The sequence below is a fragment of the Pseudomonas sp. 14P_8.1_Bac3 genome, from assembly GCF_025466085.1.
Classification (GTDB): domain Bacteria; phylum Pseudomonadota; class Gammaproteobacteria; order Pseudomonadales; family Pseudomonadaceae; genus Aquipseudomonas.
The window spans coordinates 36,988-54,074 of the sequence record NZ_JANLOD010000049.1; the positions used below are offsets into that span (position 1 = coordinate 36,988).

Below are 17,087 nucleotides of genomic sequence, written 5' to 3' on the forward strand. Positions count from 1 at the left end.
CCGTCAGTGAGAGTGATCGTGACCATGAGGGTGGCTATGGTCATGATCCTGAGGATGGTCATGAGAGTGGTCATGCGCGCCGCCACGTTTAGCCATATGCGGCGAGCCGTGACGGTGCTCTTTCAGGTAATGCTGGCGCAGCAGGTCCTTGCCGTAGTCATTACCATTGGGGGTCCTGACCACCGTATGGATATGAAATTTTTCCGGGGTCGGGTTGTTGAGCCAGACACCGCTGTGGTGATCGAACTCCACCATGATCAACGGGCTGTGCACTCGGTAATAAAAGGGATCGTCGTCGCCGTGGCCGCCAATCCAGCTGAAGTAGGTGCGCTCCAGCATTGACTCGACCTGGCGCAGGCGCATCTCTCGTGGCCCTTCTGGCAAATACTCGATGAAGGCATCAACGATCTTCAGCAATTGTTCCTGTTGGCCAGATGAAAACAGCGCTGCGCAGACACCTTCATAGGGAATGACCCGGTTATCGCGATAAGCAGCACCTAGTTGGCGCTCGTCGGCAAAGTGCCAACGATCTTCAGGCATTGAAGGGTCTTTCATCTGTTTGTAGGTGGTGGCTCGTTCGCGCAATGTCGGTGAGAGAGAGCGCATCAATTGCAGGCCGAAGCTTTCTTCATTCTGGAACAAGGAAAACGCGCCATGCGGGCCCCGATCGATATGGGTCGGTTCCGCCCCCATGAACGTTGGCGAGACGATCATCTGGCCGCCGATCATCAGACAGTTCAGTGCCAGATGATGACCGTAGAGATTCCAGCCCCAGGGTTCGGTCAGTGAAGGTGTGCCGAACAGCAGGAAGTGATAGCTCCACTCATTCATGATGTTGCGCAGATCGTAAAGCTCGCCGAGGAACAGATTGGCAATACGACACTGTTCGGTTTTCAGGTAACCCTCTGCGCTCAAACTCGCCCTGAGCACATTCATCACGGCATCACGCGAGGCGCTCGACAGGTAGTCCAGGCGGACCCCGTTGGCGTTCATCGGGAATTCCGGGTTGTACCAGTCACGCCATTGAGGCGCATCAACCGGGTACTGCAGCGCCTTGCGTTCACCTGCGTTCAAACTGGCCAACAGTGCTTGAGCGGCCGCGACCGCATTGCGGGCGTCGAACCCTTCGTTGGTCAGTTGAAATAGTCCAGGTTCGACCTGGCCGTTAGCAGTCGTGCCCTTGAAGGGTTCCCGGTACAGGGTTTGCCATGTATCGATCAGCGACTTTGCCTTGGCCGAGGCAATAATGGGCTTGGCGTATTCGAACGGGTCCTTGCCACGGGCGTCGACAATTCTCGGCGAGTCCAGGGCCAGCAGAAAGTCACGGAAGTTATTGCTGCTCATAGCGTATGCATTCCTCGCTACTTGTTATTGGTATGGGGCGATAACGTTAGCGAGGGCTCTCAAGTTGCCAGGCTTTCTTCCAGAAAACGGTGCAGTGCCTCCCATGCGCGCTTGTCGCTTTGCGCGTGATAAGCGATTACCTGGGGTTTGTTCGCACGGTCCGAGTCCGGGCGGGTAAATCCGTGTCGGGTATGGCCATACAGATTGACCTCCCAGTCCACACCGGCGTTGTTCATGCTCTGTTGCAGTGATGCCAGCTTGGGCAGTGATGCCATCGGGTCTTCATAGCCAGTCAGCAGCAGGGCTTTGCGCAATGAGTGGGAAGGTGCCCACTCTTCAGAGACCAGATCGAGGCCTCCGTGAATGCTGACCGCCCCCCGGACATCGTCGACCGTACGCAAATACTCAAGTGCCGAGGCGCCACCGAAGCAATAGCCGATGATGACAATTCTGTCGCCGTCGACACCCGGTTGTGCCGCCAGGATTTTGCGGGCGGCCTGCAGGCGGCCCATCCACGTTTTGCGGTCAGCGGCAAAACGCCCGATCATCGGACCGATCTCGCTTTCGCTGGTCAATTGCTTCCCATCGCCCCAGACATCCGCGGCCAACGTGGCATAACCTGCACCGGACAATCTGTTGGCAATGCCCTTGATGAAATCGCTGACGCCGAAGGCGTCATGTACGAGCAGGATGCCCGGAAGGGCGTCGCCTCCAGGCCGGCTGAAATAGCCGTGCAAACGGGCGTCGTTGTAACTGTAATCAAGAGATTTGTTGAAGGTTGGTTCCACACACACGCTCCACTTTTATTTTCAAAAGAGGCGTAGCGCTGCCGTGTCTGGCAGCCTTACGTTTCCTGTCGTGGAGGGGAAGATAACGTGGGCCAGAGCCTTACCGGCGGCGCTTTCCGTTCTGCGGAAACGATTTGATCGCCGCGTGTTCATTCAAAAATGCTCAATCAATACACGGCGCGAAGCACGCATGGATTTCTCGATCAACAGCACCTGCTGCTTGAGCAATTCCACAATGATTTTTCGACGTGGTTCCTGCAGTCTAGAGTCGATAGTGCCGATGCTGATGGCGCCGATGGGGCGCCGCATTGAGTCGCGAAAGGTCATGCCCAATGCGGTGACACCCAGGGTCAGGCGATTTCGGATCAGTGAGTAATTCTGTTTTTTGGTTTCCTGTATGGCTTGGCGCTGTTGATCAAGGTTCAGGTGATGAAACTGACCCAGACGTGATGCCGTCGCTTCAAGGATGCGTTCGCATTCATCTTCGGCACAGGCCGCCAAAATGGCCAGGCCTCCGGCACCTACACCCAGGGGCCGGCGACTGCCGATATCCAGCGAGATGGTACGTGTGGAAAACGGGCCTTCGATGCGGTCGATACACACGGCGTCGTAGCCGCTGCGCATGATGAAGTAGGCCGTGGCTTCACTTTCCTGGCAAAGCCGTTCCAAGGCCGGACGGCAAAGGCTGCGAAAATCGAAAATCTCAGTGGCGGCAAGCCCCAGCTCATACGCGACCGGACCAAGCAGATAGCGTCTGGACTCTTCGCTTTGAAAAGTAAGGCCGGTATCTCCCAGCTGCTTGAGCAGGCGATGCACCGTGCCATGGGGCAGTGCACTTCGGCTGGCGATATCCGTGAGTGCCAAGCCGCGTTTACCGGCGGTGGCCAGCAAACGCAAAATGGTGCTTGAACGGTTGAGTGTTCCAATATCTGACTTGTTTGCCGACATAGCTATGCCCGTATTGTAATTGTTAGGCTAGTTGTGAACGATCGTTGCGTTTCAATGGTTGTGCTTACAACTCAATCCTTCGCGGTAAAAAGGTGATGCAAAGCAGTGCCGCTGTTGTGGCGCAAACCAGCATCACCAGAATGAGCCCCACGGCACCCAAATACGCCAATGCGCCCGAGGCGACCGTGACCAATGCGCCTGCACCGAATTGCAGCGAACCCATGAGTGCCGAGGCCGTGCCTGCATGTTCGCCTTGTTGAATCAGTGCCAGTTGACTGCCGGTGGGCATGATCGAGCCCAGCAGGGCGATCGTGATGAACAGGCCGGCACTGAGTACGACGAGGTATTTGTGGCCGCAGATCAGATAGCCCGCCAGCAGTGTCAGCACCATGAAGTAGGCGATGTTGAGCAGGCGGAAACTGCGTAATGCGCCGAAGCGGTGATGAATCCAGGGATTGATCAATGCGGCGATTACCAGGCCCAGAGCGTTCAACCCGAAGAGCAGGCTGAACTGGACGGGGGTTAACCCGTATTCGGAGATGAGCACACTGGCCGAGCCGGCGATGTAGGCGAAGAAGCCTGCCTGGCCAGTACAGAGTGCGAGTGCAAATGGCAAAAATCGCTTATCGACGGAGATTCTCGCGTAGTTTCGCAGCACGTGTTTCAGGGCAGAAGTGGCTCGCAGTTGCGCATTGCGTGTTTCTTCCAGCGTCAGTGCGACTGCGGCTGCAACCAAGACTCCATAGGCGGCGAGCGTCCAGAATATGCCGTGCCACGAAAAGCTCGTGAGCAGGGCGCTGCCGATCATTGGCGCGATAACAGGCGACAGCCCCAACACCGCCATGATGATGGAAATCATCTTGCCCATATGCGCCGCACGGAATGCGTCCCTGACGATTGCAAATGCGATCACCAGGCCGATGGAGCCTCCCAGACCTTGCAAGAAACGCCACCATAAGTGGTGGTCGAAATGGTCGCTCAACGCGCAACCAACGGAGCCGAGGACAAAGACTGTAAGGCCGGCGTAAATAAGCGGCTTGCGTCCGTATTTATCGGATAAAGGACCGTATGCCAGTTGCCCCATCATCAGCCCGAGAAAGTACACCATCAGGCTGAGCTGCATGGCGCCTTCATCGACACCCAGGTCGCGCGCCATATCCGGAAGGCCGGGAAGATACATATCAACCCCGATAGGGCCAGTGGCACTGAGACCGGCAAGCACAAAGGCAGTAACGCGTGAAGAGATGGACCGCATGAAGGGATTTTCTTTAGGATGGGCGGGGATTTTAATTATGGAACTATGTGGTTTCCTAAGTCAACGGGTGAACAATGGCGCGTACTGGACGTCCTTTGGCGATGCCGGCCGAAGAAAGAAAAAAAGAAATCTATGAGGCCGTCGAACAGCTCCTGGGAGAGCACGCCTACGAAAAGGTGACGATGTCCGAGATCGCGGCCAAGGCGGGCATGTCGAAAAAAACCCTGTATGTGTACTTCGCCGACAAGAACGAACTGATGGAATCGCTCGTGGCGTCGTCGTATGTCTGGCCGCAAAAAAATCTGGAAGATGCTGCGCCGGACCCGGTTGCGGCCCTCAGGATCAGGATTCACGGAATCGCCGGGCATGTGCTCTGCGAGCACCACCTGCGCCTGTGTCGATTGGCGATTGGTGAGCGCGTGGGGCATGCGAGGATTGCCGACATGTTCTATGAGATGGGCATTCGCGACAGTCGCGAGTCACTGATACAAGCGGTTGAGCGCATTGATCGATCCCGGTGGAACCTGAACATCAATAGCCTGCTGGTGGTGGAAATGATTTTTGGTGCGTCGATTGGCTACCATTTGATGGATGCACTGCTGACCGGGCAATTGCCTGACAGCAAACTGGTTGCCGATGCCATCGACGAAGTCATCTCATCGCTGTTTCGCACCGATACTGCGCCAGAGGCAGGCTGAATCACTGCGGCGTATCGGACGTCGCAGCAAGTCATTTCCATCAGATGGAAACTCCCGCAAGGCAGCGATAGCCTCGCGTTATCGTCACGGGTTCACCAACGGGGCTAAGTGCCTGGTTGGTCCGCGTTCTCGTTGCCTTTCGCCAGGAGTTTTCCATGAAAAAAACAATTGCTCTCGTTCTGTTGCTGATCGCCATGCCGGCCCTTGCCCATCCGGGGCACGACGGTAGCCCGTTGCAGGACGGCTTGTTGCACCCGCTGACCGGTCTGGACCACCTGTTGATGTTGTTGGGGACCGGCATGCTTGCCGCGTTGTCCCGGCGCAATCTCGTCTTGCCGGCCTTTACCCTGGCCTTGATGTTGTGCGGGGCGGTGATGGGGCATTTATTGGGTGATCTGATCGGGGTAGAGAGCATGATTCTCGGCTCGCTTCTGGTCATCTCTGCCGCGTTGCTGATGCCGCAACGCCAATCGCTGTTGGCCATGGCCATGCCGTTGTTTGCGCTGTTCCATGGCTGGGCTCACGGTGCTGAAGCCAGCCCAGATGCGTTCTGGAGGTTCAGCGTCGGGTTTACGCTAGTCAGTGGCTTGTTGCTGCTGTCGGGTTTTGTCGCGGGTGGGCTGTTGGCCAGGCACCCTCGGTTGCAGAAAGTGGTGGGTGGTGGGGTGCTGGCTGGATCGGCGATGATGATGCTGGGGTAATCATTGCATCCGAAAATTCTTTGAACACAGTGCCCGGCTTCTCCCCGGGCACTGTGCTTTTGGCGGGGCGTATTTCAAGGCAAGCGATAGGTGGCTGCTTGAGGCGCGAAGAACGGCGCGGGCATCAGGATCTTGCTTTCCTGATGTTGAATCAGCGGCATGATTTGCCGCACGTACTCAGTCCATCGCGGGTCAGCCTTGAGCAGGTTGCGGCAGTGATGCCGTTCGTTGAGATCGTTGTATCCCCACAGATGAATGATCTGATTGAGTGGCCCCAATTCAGTTGTGTAATAGCCCAGAGGTTGGCGTAAGTATTCGAGCTGGATGGGCAAGCCCGTGTCCATGTAGAGATCGAAATAGGCTTGTACCTTGCCTGGGTGAAGTCGATAGGTGCGGTGTTCGATGATCATGGTGTTTCCTTGTGGTTTATCGGAGGTTTTCACCTCTCGACAACCATGATCGCGGTTCCCGAAGCGCCGAAGTGCTGGATGTCTGCCTGATGGAAATGGCTTGTTCATCACGCGTGACAGGTCTGAAAAACAGCCCCGGACAGGGTCGTTTCCGGCAGATGGAAAACGCATATCTGTTATCCCGATTGTTTCGTAAGTTAGTGATCAACCGCACCCAGCAGTGTGTGACCACCGTAACTTTCGACTACCGGAATGCATGTATGAAACTGGCTTCGCTCAAAACTGAAACCCGTGATGGTGCGCTGATTGTTGTGTCCCGTGATCTGTCTCGCGCTGTCAGCGCCATTGATGTTGCACCCACGCTGCAGTGGGCAGTCGAGAACTGGAATGCTGTCAAACCTCAGCTGCAAGAACTCTCTGATGCATTGAACGCTGGCGACGTGGCCGGCAGTTTTGCATTCGATGAGACCGAGGTTGCTTCGCCGCTGCCACGGGCCTTCCAGTGGCTGGACGGCAGCGCTTACCTGAGCCACGTGGAGTTGGTGCGCAAGGCGCGCGGCGCGGAAATGCCCGACTCGTTTTTGCAGGAGCCTCTGATGTATCAAGGTAGCTCTGACTACTTCACCGGCCCACACGACCCGGTGATCGTAGCCAGTGAAGATTGGGGTGTGGACCTCGAAGCTGAGGTTGCAATCATTACCGATGACGTACCGATGCTGTGCTCTCCGGAGGATGCCAGGCAGCACATCAAGCTGGTGATGCTGGTCAATGACACTTCGCTTCGCCACATCATCCCGGCGGAATTGAACAAGGGCTTTGGCTTCCTTAACGGCAAAGGTGTCACTGCCTTTTCTCCAGTGGCCGTCACTCCCGATGAATTAGCAGGGAACTGGGATGGCGCCAAAGTTGATTTGCCGCTAACCGTGCATGTCAACGACGAAAAATTAGGGTCGCCGCTGGCGGGCGTCGATAACTACTTCGACTTCTCCAGGCTGATTGCCCATGCCACCAAAACCCGCACGCTGACTGCGGGCACCATCATCGGTTCGGGCACGGTTTCCAACCACGACCGTAGCCAGGGCTTCTGCTGCCTCTCTGAAAAACGCGCACTTGAAGTGGTCAACGAAGGGAAGGCAAAAACGCCATTTTTCAAGTTCGGTGATCGCGTGCGGGTAGAGATGTTTGACACGTTCGGCCACTCGATTTTCGGCGCCATCGATCAAGAGATCCAGGCACTCAAACGCTAGGACATGGCAGCTGCCGGCTCGTACGGAGCCGGCAACTCACTGTAACCTTTTGATCAGCGTGGAACAAAAATGACAAACTCCACTTCATCACAACCCTTGAATTACATGAGCGGCTTCGGCAATCAATTTGCGACCGAAGCGCTGGAAGGTGCCTTACCCAAGGGGCGCAATTCACCGCAGAATGCCCCTCATGGGCTGTACGCCGAATTGATTTCCGGTTCTGCCTTTACGGTGGCGCGCGCGGAAAATCGGCGCACCTGGGTCTATCGGTTGCTTCCTTCGGCGGTGCACGGTGCGTTTGAACCGATGGCCCATGCAACTTGGGAATCGGCGCCGTTCAAGGCGGTGGCAACACCGGCTAATCGTTTTCGCTGGGACCCTTGGCCTGAACCGGCTGCCGGGACCGATTTCATCGGCGGTATCACCACTGTCGGCGGTAACGGCGATGTCGATGAGCAGTCGGGCATCGTCGCGCACGTTTATCGCGCCAATGCCTCCATGCACGATCGCTATTTTTTCAACGCCGATGGCGAAATGCTGATCGTGCCGCAACACGGCCAATTGTTAATTCACACCGAGATGGGTGTCCTGCAGGCAGGTCCAGGAGAAATTGCTCTGATCCCTCGCGGCATCCACTTTCGTGTGGAGCTGCCGGATGGAACAGCGGCGGGCTACATCTGTGAGAACTATGGTTCATCTTTCCGCTTACCCGAGTTGGGTCCGATCGGCTCGAACGGCCTGGCAAATCCAAGGGATTTTCTCGTCCCGGTCGCGGCCTATGAATCGGGCAGTCGCAATGTGCGTGTAGTGCGTAAATTCCTCGGTCAGTTTTGGCAGGCCAAGCAAATCCATTCGCCGCTGAACGTTGTTGCCTGGCACGGCAATCTCGCGCCATGCAAATACGATCTGGCCAATTTTATGGTCATCGGCAGCATCTCCTTTGATCACCCGGACCCATCGATTTATACGGTGTTGACCGCGCCTTCCTTGCATCCCGGCGTCGCCGATTGCGACTTCGTGGTGTTCCCGCCGCGCTGGCTGGTGGCAGAGGATACGTTCCGTCCACCCTGGTTCCATCGCAATGTCATGAGCGAAATGATGGGCCTGATCAAGGGCATCTACGACGCCAAGGCCGAAGGCTTCGTGCCCGGTGGTGTGAGCCTGCACAACTGCATGCTGCCCCATGGTCCTGATGTGGCCACCTTCGAGAAGGCCAGCACGGCCGAACTGGCGCCACACAAGGTGGATAACACCATGGCGTTCATGTTCGAAAGCCGCCGAGTGTTTCGACTGACTCGACAAGCGCTTGATGCCGGCCACCGCCAGGCTGATTACGACGGTGTCTGGGATGGCTTCCAGAGCCCGGAAATCCAGCTTTCACGTTAACGATTTACGTGTCTTGAACAAGAAGAAAACGACCATGCAGACATTCGACGCAATCATCTCGGGGTACGGCCCTACCGGTGCCACGCTTGCCAACCTGCTCGGCACGATGGGTATGCGCGTAGCCGTCATCGAACGCGAAAAAAACATTTTCGACAAACCTCGGGCCATCACTGCTGATCATGAGGCGACCCGCGCTTTCCAGGCGGCAGGCCTGGCAGACGAGGTCATGAAGGGCACCTGTGCTCATCCGGGAACCGATTTCGTTGGTGTGCAAGGGCAGGTCATCAAGCGCTTTTACCCGATGCCGGCACCGGGCCCACTGGGCTGGGAACCCACCTACATGTTCTATCAGCCGGCGCTTGAGGCCACGCTGCGTGAAGGTGTTGAGCGCTTCAGTGACGTCGAAGTGTTCCTTAGACACAGCTTGGTCGAGTATCGCCAATCCGAACATAGTGTCGAAGTCGATATGGTCGATGGCGAGGGCCATCAAAAGACACTGAGGGGGCGTTATTTGCTGGCCTGCGATGGGGCGCGCAGTGTTGTTCGCACTCAAATGGGCGCGAGCATCCACGATCTGGACTTTGACGAGTGGTGGGTCGTGGTCGACGCGCAACTACTCGACGACATCGAACTGCCTGAACGTTGCGTGCAGTACTGCCGACCGTCACGTCCAGGAACCTACATCGTCGGACCGGACAAACTGCGGCGGTGGGAAATCAAGGTGCTGCCTGGTGAATCGCCGGAGTCCTTCAACGATCCCGCGCACCTGGACGAGGTGCTTTCCACCTTCGTCGATACGCGCTCGGTGCACGTGCAGCGTGTGGCGATCTATCGTTTCCATGCGGTGGTGGCCGAGCAATGGCGCGAAGGTCGCGTCTTTCTACTCGGCGATGCCGCGCACCAAATGCCTCCCTTCATGGGGCAAGGTCTGTGTGCTGGCGTTCGTGATGCCTATAACCTGGCCTGGAAACTTGATGTGGTGTCCAGGGGCCTGGCTGATCCGGCGTTGCTGGACACCTATACGGCGGAACGGCGTCCCCATGTGCAACAGGTGGTCGCTACGGCCAAGTCCTTCGGATTGATCATCGGCGAACTGGATGTGCGTGCGGCGCAAATTCGCGATGAGCGCCTGCAAGAGGAACTGAATTCGGGGGCCGCACTAACCGTCCGGCAGTCTTTCATTCCCGGGTTGAGCGCAGGCCTTTTGCATTTCGACAACGAAGGGGTTTTGGGGGCTGGAGCGGGTCAATTGTTCCCTCAGCCATGGGTCAGCGGACCTTCACTGCCACGGGCGCGCCTGGACGATGTGACCCGCGGGCAGTTCTATCTCGTGTGCCGTGACGCTCGCCTGGTAAAACAAATCAGTTCGCTGTTTGCCGATAGCGCCAGTCTGTTCGCCGGCGAGGTTGTGTGCCTCGATAAACGCAGTGATTCCGGTCACGAGAATGAAGCCGTTTATTGTTCGGAAGAGGGCACTTTTATCAAGCATTGGCTCGAGCAATTCGATGCTGTTGCAGTACTTGTTCGACCTGACGGTGTTGCCTTCGGTGTCGCCCGTGATTCTGCCGGCCTGGAAGACTTGATTGTCGATGCCGATCAGCAAATGGACGGTTTGACTTTCGTTCGTGAAGCAACGTGCTGAAGGTCCATTGGCAACGCTTTGAGCGGGTTTTTCTGCGTGTGTTACTTGTGGCGATTTAATAATAAAAAGTGATCGAAAGGACAATAAAAATGAAAGCCCTATCGAACTATGCTGGACACCTTGCGCGCTTGAAAAGCGCCGTTGCATTGACTGTTTTTGCCTTCACAGTTCAAGCCTCCAGTTATGCGTACTACGGACTTCCCCATACAGCGGGCGGTGCCTGGCGAAGAGATCGAACACCTATGTGGCCCAGTAAGGTTCATGTGCCGTGATCGGGGAAACCCGGACTCAAGATGAATGATCGCTGGATTTGATCTTTTCAATAGTTACTGAGTTGAAGTCTGTGCTCGATGTTTGAGTGCCGCATTAACACTGGAGTCTTGAATGAACACGTTTTTTGGGTCGGTTATTTTTCGTGTCGCCATCATTTATAGCCTGGGTGTATTAGCGGCTATGACGGTAGGCGGGGCAGTACCACAACTGGATGCGATTGCCGGGGAGTTCCACCCCGAGAGCCCATCGGTGATCGGTCTGGTGATGTCGTTGCCCTCGGTCATGGTGGTGGTCGGCGCCTTGCTGGTGGGCTATCTGGTGGATCGCTTCGGCGACAAACTGGTGCTGCTGATCGGTAGCGTCGCTTTGGTTATCGGGGATGTAGTGGTTGTGGCTGCACCCACGCTGCAAACCTTGTTGGTAGGGCGCGGTATTTCCGGCGTCGGCTATGTGCTGATGGCGGTCTCGGCGATTACGTTGTTGATTCGTGTCACTCATGAAAAGCAGCGCCACATGGCTATCGCGGTGTGGGCGACCTTCGTTCCCGTCAGCTTCATCATCCCCTTTCTGACCGCCGGTTGGGTCGTAAGCGCGGGCAGTTGGCGCTTTGCCTTTTGGGGACACGCTGTCGTTACCATCGCCATTGCCCTGATTGCCTATGTAGCGGTTCCGGCGCGTGTGAAAGTGTCGGAGCAGCCTTCGCGCACCAGTGGCTTACAGGCAGTCCTGCGCTCACCATGGCCTTACCTGTTGGGTATTTCCATCGGCGGTGATGCTTTTTTGCACGTCGGTGTTATCGCGACCCTCGCGCCTTACTTGCAAAGCCACTACGGCGCCGACCCGCTGGTGATCAACTCCTGGAACATCGGTGCGATGGTGCTCAATGCCTTGGGCTGCCTGCTGTTCGGCAAGCTTCTCAATCAAGGCTTTTCCCCGATCAAGGTCGGCGTCATTGCCATCATCGCCACGGGTATTCCGGCGTTCGCCATCTATGCGTTGCCCATTGGTGTCACCGGCTCCATTGCCTGCTCCTGGGTGCTGATGTTCTTCAGCGGCGTACTGACCGGGATGTGGTCGTTCGTGCCCAACGTTTCGCCATCGGCGGGGAGCATCGGTGCAACCAGCGGCCTAGTCACGCAACTGACCTTGCTGGGGGTATTGCTCAGTGGTCCTGTCAGCTTTGGCGCCATGAGCGGTGACCTGCCGATTTCCATGCAGGGGGTGATCGTCATTGCACTCCTGGCCTGTCTTGCCCGACTGCCAATCCTGGCCCGGGGCATCGTTCCCAAATGGTCCGATGGCGCCACTGTCGCTGTCGCCGGCCACTAACTCAGCATCGTTGCTTCACCTGGGCTTGTACGCTCTCAGGTGCATCCTGACGTACTGACCCGTAAATAAGAAAGTATTGAGGTTGACCTGCTCAACCTCACCATCTGCTGGAGAAAAGTGATGTTGAATATCGCGATTATTGGTGCGGGTATCGGCGGTTTGATGACCGCTTTACGCTTGCATGAACAAGGTTTCAAACCGCGTGTCTATGAAGCGGCTCCCGAACTGCGGCCGTTGGGCGTCGGTATCGTCACCCAGCCTTACGGCACACGTGAAATAACCGAAGTGGGACTGCTCGATGAGCTCAATGCGCGCTCGGTCGACGCCGTAGAGTCCTCCTACTTCAACCAGTACGGCCAGGAGATTTACACCGAGCAGTGCGGCGTGCACATGGGGTATCCCCATGGCCAGCGCTTCGTGCACCGTGGCATCTTGCAGATGATTCTGTACAAAGCAGTCATCGAACGTCTGGGGGCGGAATCGGTCGTCATGAGCGTGCGTTGCACGGGCTTTGAGCAAGACGATTCGGGCGTGACCATCAAGTTTGCATCCACCACCAATGACGCCATGAGCCTGCCCATCGAAGTCCGTGCGGACATCGCCATTGCCGGTGATGGGATCAAGTCCGCCATTCGCAATCAGCTGTTTCCCGAGAAGACCGAGCCCCATTACTCCGGCATCACCCTGTGGCGTGGCGTGACTTTGATGAAGCCGTTCAAGGAAGGCGGCACCATTTTGCACATTGGTGCGCCGAGCAAGGGCAGCCTGATCGTCTACCCGATTCTGGACAACGCCGATGACAGCGGTCTGACGCTGGTCAATTGGGTGGTTGAGCAAAATGGTCGTCCGGAAAGCATGGAGGACTGGAACCAGGAAGCGGACATCGCCGAAATCGCGCATATGTTCGATGAGTGCGAGCTGGACTTTATCAACGTCGGCGAGATGCTGCGCAATGCGCGTGAGGTCTACCTGTTCCCGCTGGTGGACCATGATCCATTGCCGCAATGGTCGTTCGGTCGAGTGACGCTGATGGGCGATGCTGCCCATGCCATGTACCCGCGTGGCGGTAACGGCGCCTGCCAGGCGCTGGTCGATGCGAGGGTTATTGCCGAAGCGCTGGCCACGATTGCCGATCCGGTTGAAGCGTTGAAGCACTATGAAGCCCAGCGCCGCGAGATCGCCAATCGCATTGTAATGGCCAACCGTGGCGATGGGCCTGAGGTCGTGCGTCGCATCGTCGAGGAGCGCACTGGGGGCCAGCGTTTCGAGGACATCGAGAAGGTCCTGCCGTTTGCCGAAGCCGACGCAATCTTCAATGAATATCACCGTATGGCGGGTATGAAGCGGCCAAATGAAGACACGGAAGAAAGGAAGGATTTCGCTTCCGCTTTTTCACACAGCGCATAAGGCCGGCATAAACAGCGCCGACGCTTAGAAGTGCTGATGGGGGCCAGGATAGAGGAAGAGACTTTACGGGTCGGGCCGCAGTCTCAACCCTCCACTGTTCTGGCCATCCCTTGCAATCGGTCAGCGGCCGATATTTGTGAGTGATGGTTAATCGTTAGACCGTGCCAACTATTTCAAGTAATGACCCAATGATCGAATTCAAAAATGTCAGTGCGTTTCAACATCAGACTCAGGTGTTGGAACGTTTTTCCTTAACGATTGAAGCGGGTGAGCGGGTCGCGATATTAGGACCGAACGGGGCGGGTAAAAGTACCTTGTTGAAACTCATTGGCCGGGAAATCTATCCCGTGGAGGAGGAGGGCAGTTTTTTCAAGTTGTTTGGACGTGAAAGAATCACGCTCTGGGAGCTGCGTGAAAGAATTGGTTTCATGTCCCAGGAGTTTCAGGAGGACTACACCCCGTACACTCAAGCGTTGGATGTTGTGGTCTCGGGCTTCTTTGGTTCAATTGGTTGTCACGACCGTTTTATTCCGTCACCCGAGCAGTACGCTCAGGCCCGGGACATGCTGGAGGTGGTCGGGTTGTCGGATTGCCAATATCTGATGTTCCAGCGTCTCTCTGCCGGGCAGCAGCGACGCTTGATACTGGCGAGGGCGTTCATACATCACCCTGAGTTACTGATCTTCGACGAGCCGACAAATCACCTCGATGTGGGTGCTAGCAGAACAGTGCTCAACCTGATGCGTGATTTCTGTCGCGCGACTCGAGGCGTCATCGTGACCACTCATGATGTTAACGAAATAGTCCCGGAAATAGACCGGGTCATTCTGCTTCAACAGGGTCGTATTCTGGTTGATGGTCCCAAGGACGAGGTCTTGAGTCGGGAGAACCTTTCGCGGCTTTATCAAGTCGATCTGCGAGTTGAAAAGGAACAGGGTTGGTATCACCTTCGATATGCATGAGGTTTGCAGCGAGCCCTAGAACATTGAGTTAAATGTACTTCAAAACTTTACTCTGCCTTACAAACTCTTTACACCCATAAACGATATCATCAGCGCCCTCCTATCATCGAATAACTACCCGCGTGAACAGTCTTTTCAGCCCGTTTTATCAGGCTCGAAGAACGCTCAGCCATGGATGCTCTTCCTTTGAAAAACTTGATCAATCGTTATGCAACACCTCTCACTACAGGCTTTTTCCTGGTTTCCCTGATTTCCGGCGTGGCTTTGTTTTTTCACTGGGCACCTGGACTTTTTCACGGCATGCATGAATGGCTCAGTATGGTGTTACTTGTTCCATTCGCCTTGCACCTTTGGAAAAACTGGGGCCCGATGGTGGGGTACATCAATCGCAAGACACTCTTTGTGCCCCTGCTGCTTTCGGTACTGCTAGCGATCCCTTTTGCTGTCTCAAGTACTGGAGGCAAGCAAGGCGGGAACCCTGCATTTGCAGCGGTGCAATTAGTGAGCAAGGCGCCTTTGGTCGACAGCGCGGCTTTGTTCAATAACACACCGGATGAGCTGGTAGCGAGACTGCGTCAGCGCGGGCTTGCGGTGACGTCCTCCGGCGATAACCTCAACCAGATTGCGCAGTCTGCAAAAATGCAGCCTGCGCAATTGATTGCCGAACTGATGAATGATCGCAAGTAACGATCTTGCATACTGAACCGCCTCTCTTTTCGTAGACACATGAATGACTGCAAAGGCCGATTTCTGCCGGTCATGAAGCCGAAATCAAGCTGAAGAACGTGCTCGGCGATGAGCGCTCACAAAAGACACCGACTTAAGAGGGCGATGAAGAAGCATTCGCGGTATAGGCGGGAAAAGACATCGCCGATTCGGCCGGAGAATGCTCGTAGGTCGAGGACAGCACGGCACTGAGTCGATCGCCCAACAGATTCCAGGTGCGTTTCTTCTCTTCGGCATAGTCGTGGTGCAGGTAGTGGCGCCGCACCCGTGAGCCGGCCAGCACATGGTTTTGGCAGCGGTCGATGACGTCCAGGCTGACCCCCATAGCCTGCATCATGGTCGCCCCCGTACGGCGCAGGTCATGTGGTGTCCAGTCGCCTTTTACCCCCACAGAAACGTCGGCTCTTGATGGACGTTACTGAACTCTCGTAGAGCAGAAAACCGCTGGAGCTCAAGTAAATACTGGCTTGGAGAAATCCAGAGCAAAATTTTGGAAGCTTTCAAGAAGCATGAAAAAGAAGATGGGGTGCTAGGGGTCGAGTGTTCGAATCACTCCGTCCCGACCATATAATTGAAAGGGTTGCGAGATTTTATCTCGCGACCCTTTTTTATGTTGGTCGTTTTTACCCCTACAAAATGACTGCTCTGGGCGGAATCTTTTGTCAGGCGGAGTGCCCTTGTTTCAGCTGAAACTCACCATAGCTTCCATGTGTAATCGACATTCACCCGTAGCTCATTGTCGTCCCTGTGGCTGGCCTGGGCGGTGAAGTCGTTGCGGTACCAGGCGTTGCGCACGCGCAAGGCCAAGCCGTTCAACGGAGTGCCGTGCAGCACGTAGGACAGTTCGATATCCTTTTCGCTTTCTTTCAGGTTGGAGCCTCCCAGCTTGGCCAGTTCGATATTGTCGCCGCTCACGTAGCGCAGCATGCCATTGAGCCCTGGCAAGCCCATGGCCACGAAATTATAGTCATACCGTACCTGCCAACTGCGCTCCTTGGGGTTGAGAAACTCGGAGCTCAGCGTGCCTTCGGTGATGACGAGTGGTTCGGTGCCGAACAGGTATGGCATGGCTGTCTTGCCTGTCAGTTGCATGTAGCCGGCTCCGAATTTGTGAGCCCCCAAGGCGTACGTCAGCATCAGTGCCGCATTGCGGTTGTCCACCGGGCCGGCCTTGGCTGCGCCGTCTTCACCGGTAACGAACAGACGAAAGTCGCTTTTCAGGCTGCCGCGGCCGATCGGGCGATTATCGACAAAGCCGTAGAAGTCCTTTCGGTACAGGTCTGCGAGTTCTGCGTGGTAATACTTCAGCGTCAGTTGCGGCGACCAGGCATAGTCGCCGCCGACAAAAGAAAAACGGTCCGACTCGGCGGCGCCATTGAAGCGTCCGTTAGGTGAACCGACCGACATTTTCTGGTAGTCGGTGGAGTCGCGCAGGTTGATGCGGTCCAGCCAGCCGACGTGCAGGGTCAGGTTATCGATTTCCTGGGACTTGAGGTACGCGCCGCGAAACGTCTGTGGCAATAGGCGGGTAGGGCTGGCGAAAGCGATCGGCAGAAACGTGCTGATGGTGCCTAATTGAAGCTCGCTTTTCGATGCCCTGACCTTGGCCGTCAGGCCCAGCTCCGAATATTCATCGGCCGGCTCACGGGTGGTGGCGCTGTACGGCAGCAGCCCGGTACCGGTGCGAGCGCGTGAAGAATCCAGACGCACCCCCAGCAAACCCTGGGCGTCGAGGCCGAACCCCACAGGCCCTTCCGTAAAACCAGAGCGCACATTGAGAATGAAACCCTGGGCCCACTCGCGGGCGGCGGCCTGAGGGGTTGCGTTCACGTAGTTACGATCGAAGTAAAAGTTGCGCATCGTCAGGTCGGCGTGGCTGTCATCGACAAAACCGCCGGCGCAAGCTTGGCCAAAGGATAAAACGCAGGTGCAGGCGCTGAGCGCCCGAAGAGAAATCTTGAGCATGCCGGT

15 protein-coding genes and 1 pseudogene are annotated in these 17,087 nt (G+C 56.2%); 9 read left to right on the forward strand and 7 right to left on the reverse strand.

All coding sequences use genetic code 11. From position 1 onward, the window contains the following. Positions 1 to 3 precede the first annotated feature (3 nt). The 4 genes from NTD84_RS14420 to NTD84_RS14435 all read right to left on the reverse strand — a co-directional run bounded on the left by NTD84_RS14420 (position 4) and on the right by NTD84_RS14435 (position 4,335). A complete protein-coding gene (locus NTD84_RS14420) occupies positions 4 to 1,344 on the reverse strand; it encodes a DUF3500 domain-containing protein (RefSeq protein WP_262166620.1) in 1,341 nt (446 codons plus the stop codon). Positions 1,345 to 1,403: 59 nt separating this feature from the next. After that, a complete protein-coding gene (locus tag NTD84_RS14425; RefSeq protein ID WP_262166623.1) occupies positions 1,404 to 2,132 on the reverse strand; it encodes a dienelactone hydrolase family protein in 729 nt (242 codons plus the stop codon). Between the two features lie 153 nt (positions 2,133 to 2,285). Then, positions 2,286 to 3,080, reverse strand: coding sequence for an IclR family transcriptional regulator (locus NTD84_RS14430; protein WP_262166624.1), 795 nt, complete (start codon positions 3,078 to 3,080; stop codon positions 2,286 to 2,288). 64 nt (positions 3,081 to 3,144) lie between these two features. Further along, a complete protein-coding gene (locus NTD84_RS14435) occupies positions 3,145 to 4,335 on the reverse strand; it encodes a multidrug effflux MFS transporter (protein WP_262166626.1) in 1,191 nt (396 codons plus the stop codon). A 101-nt stretch (positions 4,336 to 4,436) separates the two neighbouring features. On the opposite strand from NTD84_RS14435, the gene NTD84_RS14440 reads away from it, so the two are divergent. Continuing rightward, positions 4,437 to 5,033, forward strand: coding sequence for a TetR/AcrR family transcriptional regulator (locus tag NTD84_RS14440; RefSeq protein WP_262166629.1), 597 nt, complete (start codon positions 4,437 to 4,439; stop codon positions 5,031 to 5,033). A 155-nt stretch (positions 5,034 to 5,188) separates the two neighbouring features. Continuing rightward, positions 5,189 to 5,734: a HupE/UreJ family protein gene (locus NTD84_RS14445; protein WP_262166631.1), complete on the forward strand. Its 546-nt coding sequence runs from the start codon at positions 5,189 to 5,191 to the stop codon at positions 5,732 to 5,734. 74 nt (positions 5,735 to 5,808) lie between these two features. Here NTD84_RS14445 and NTD84_RS14450 read toward each other — a convergent pair whose 3' ends face one another. Then, positions 5,809 to 6,144 carry an NIPSNAP family protein gene (locus NTD84_RS14450; protein WP_262166634.1) on the reverse strand — a complete coding sequence of 112 codons (336 nt, stop codon included), beginning with the start codon at positions 6,142 to 6,144 and terminating at the stop codon, positions 5,809 to 5,811. A gap of 260 nt (positions 6,145 to 6,404) precedes the next feature. Between NTD84_RS14450 and NTD84_RS14455 the strand changes: the two genes are divergently transcribed. The 7 genes from NTD84_RS14455 (at position 6,405) to NTD84_RS14485 (ending at position 15,077) form a co-directional block, all read left to right on the forward strand. After that, entirely contained in the window at positions 6,405 to 7,391 is a 987-nt protein-coding gene (locus NTD84_RS14455; RefSeq protein ID WP_262167226.1) for a fumarylacetoacetate hydrolase family protein, read from the forward strand. A 69-nt stretch (positions 7,392 to 7,460) separates the two neighbouring features. Further along, positions 7,461 to 8,777: a homogentisate 1,2-dioxygenase gene (hmgA, locus tag NTD84_RS14460; RefSeq protein WP_262166636.1), complete on the forward strand. Its 1,317-nt coding sequence runs from the start codon at positions 7,461 to 7,463 to the stop codon at positions 8,775 to 8,777. A 13-nt stretch (positions 8,778 to 8,790) separates the two neighbouring features. After that, positions 8,791 to 10,419, forward strand: coding sequence for a bifunctional 3-(3-hydroxy-phenyl)propionate/3-hydroxycinnamic acid hydroxylase (locus tag NTD84_RS14465; RefSeq protein ID WP_262166639.1), 1,629 nt, complete (start codon positions 8,791 to 8,793; stop codon positions 10,417 to 10,419). 384 nt (positions 10,420 to 10,803) lie between these two features. Further along, positions 10,804 to 12,021 carry an MFS transporter gene (locus NTD84_RS14470; RefSeq protein WP_262166642.1) on the forward strand — a complete coding sequence of 406 codons (1,218 nt, stop codon included), beginning with the start codon at positions 10,804 to 10,806 and terminating at the stop codon, positions 12,019 to 12,021. Between the two features lie 120 nt (positions 12,022 to 12,141). After that, positions 12,142 to 13,428 carry an FAD-dependent monooxygenase gene (locus NTD84_RS14475; protein WP_262166645.1) on the forward strand — a complete coding sequence of 429 codons (1,287 nt, stop codon included), beginning with the start codon at positions 12,142 to 12,144 and terminating at the stop codon, positions 13,426 to 13,428. Between the two features lie 188 nt (positions 13,429 to 13,616). After that, complete coding sequence (locus NTD84_RS14480) at positions 13,617 to 14,390, forward strand: ABC transporter ATP-binding protein (RefSeq protein WP_262166647.1); 774 nt, start codon at positions 13,617 to 13,619, stop codon at positions 14,388 to 14,390. Between the two features lie 171 nt (positions 14,391 to 14,561). Then, positions 14,562 to 15,077 carry a DUF4405 domain-containing protein gene (locus tag NTD84_RS14485; protein ID WP_262166650.1) on the forward strand — a complete coding sequence of 172 codons (516 nt, stop codon included), beginning with the start codon at positions 14,562 to 14,564 and terminating at the stop codon, positions 15,075 to 15,077. A 133-nt stretch (positions 15,078 to 15,210) separates the two neighbouring features. Here the strand turns inward: NTD84_RS14485 and NTD84_RS14490 are convergent. After that, a pseudogene (locus NTD84_RS14490) lies at positions 15,211 to 15,504 on the reverse strand (site-specific integrase); the annotation flags it as partial. Positions 15,505 to 15,809: 305 nt separating this feature from the next. Next, positions 15,810 to 17,081: an OprD family porin gene (locus NTD84_RS14495; protein ID WP_262166651.1), complete on the reverse strand. Its 1,272-nt coding sequence runs from the start codon at positions 17,079 to 17,081 to the stop codon at positions 15,810 to 15,812. Between the last annotated feature and the right edge of the window lie 6 nt (positions 17,082 to 17,087).

Bases quoted from the DNA above. Each gene is read 5' to 3' on its own strand.
- NTD84_RS14475 (WP_262166645.1), top strand. From the start codon at position 12,142: ATGTTGAATATCGCGATTATTGGTGCGGGTATCGGCGGTTTGATGACC.
- NTD84_RS14430 (WP_262166624.1), bottom strand. From the start codon at position 3,080: ATGTCGGCAAACAAGTCAGATATTGGAACACTCAACCGTTCAAGCACC.
- NTD84_RS14440 (WP_262166629.1), top strand. From the start codon at position 4,437: ATGCCGGCCGAAGAAAGAAAAAAAGAAATCTATGAGGCCGTCGAACAG.
- NTD84_RS14485 (WP_262166650.1), top strand. From the start codon at position 14,562: ATGGATGCTCTTCCTTTGAAAAACTTGATCAATCGTTATGCAACACCT.
- NTD84_RS14495 (WP_262166651.1), bottom strand. From the start codon at position 17,081: ATGCTCAAGATTTCTCTTCGGGCGCTCAGCGCCTGCACCTGCGTTTTA.
- NTD84_RS14470 (WP_262166642.1), top strand. From the start codon at position 10,804: ATGAACACGTTTTTTGGGTCGGTTATTTTTCGTGTCGCCATCATTTAT.
- NTD84_RS14445 (WP_262166631.1), top strand. From the start codon at position 5,189: ATGAAAAAAACAATTGCTCTCGTTCTGTTGCTGATCGCCATGCCGGCC.
- NTD84_RS14480 (WP_262166647.1), top strand. From the start codon at position 13,617: ATGATCGAATTCAAAAATGTCAGTGCGTTTCAACATCAGACTCAGGTG.
- hmgA (WP_262166636.1), top strand. From the start codon at position 7,461: ATGACAAACTCCACTTCATCACAACCCTTGAATTACATGAGCGGCTTC.
- NTD84_RS14455 (WP_262167226.1), top strand. From the start codon at position 6,405: ATGAAACTGGCTTCGCTCAAAACTGAAACCCGTGATGGTGCGCTGATT.
- NTD84_RS14450 (WP_262166634.1), bottom strand. From the start codon at position 6,144: ATGATCATCGAACACCGCACCTATCGACTTCACCCAGGCAAGGTACAA.
- NTD84_RS14420 (WP_262166620.1), bottom strand. From the start codon at position 1,344: ATGAGCAGCAATAACTTCCGTGACTTTCTGCTGGCCCTGGACTCGCCG.
- NTD84_RS14435 (WP_262166626.1), bottom strand. From the start codon at position 4,335: ATGCGGTCCATCTCTTCACGCGTTACTGCCTTTGTGCTTGCCGGTCTC.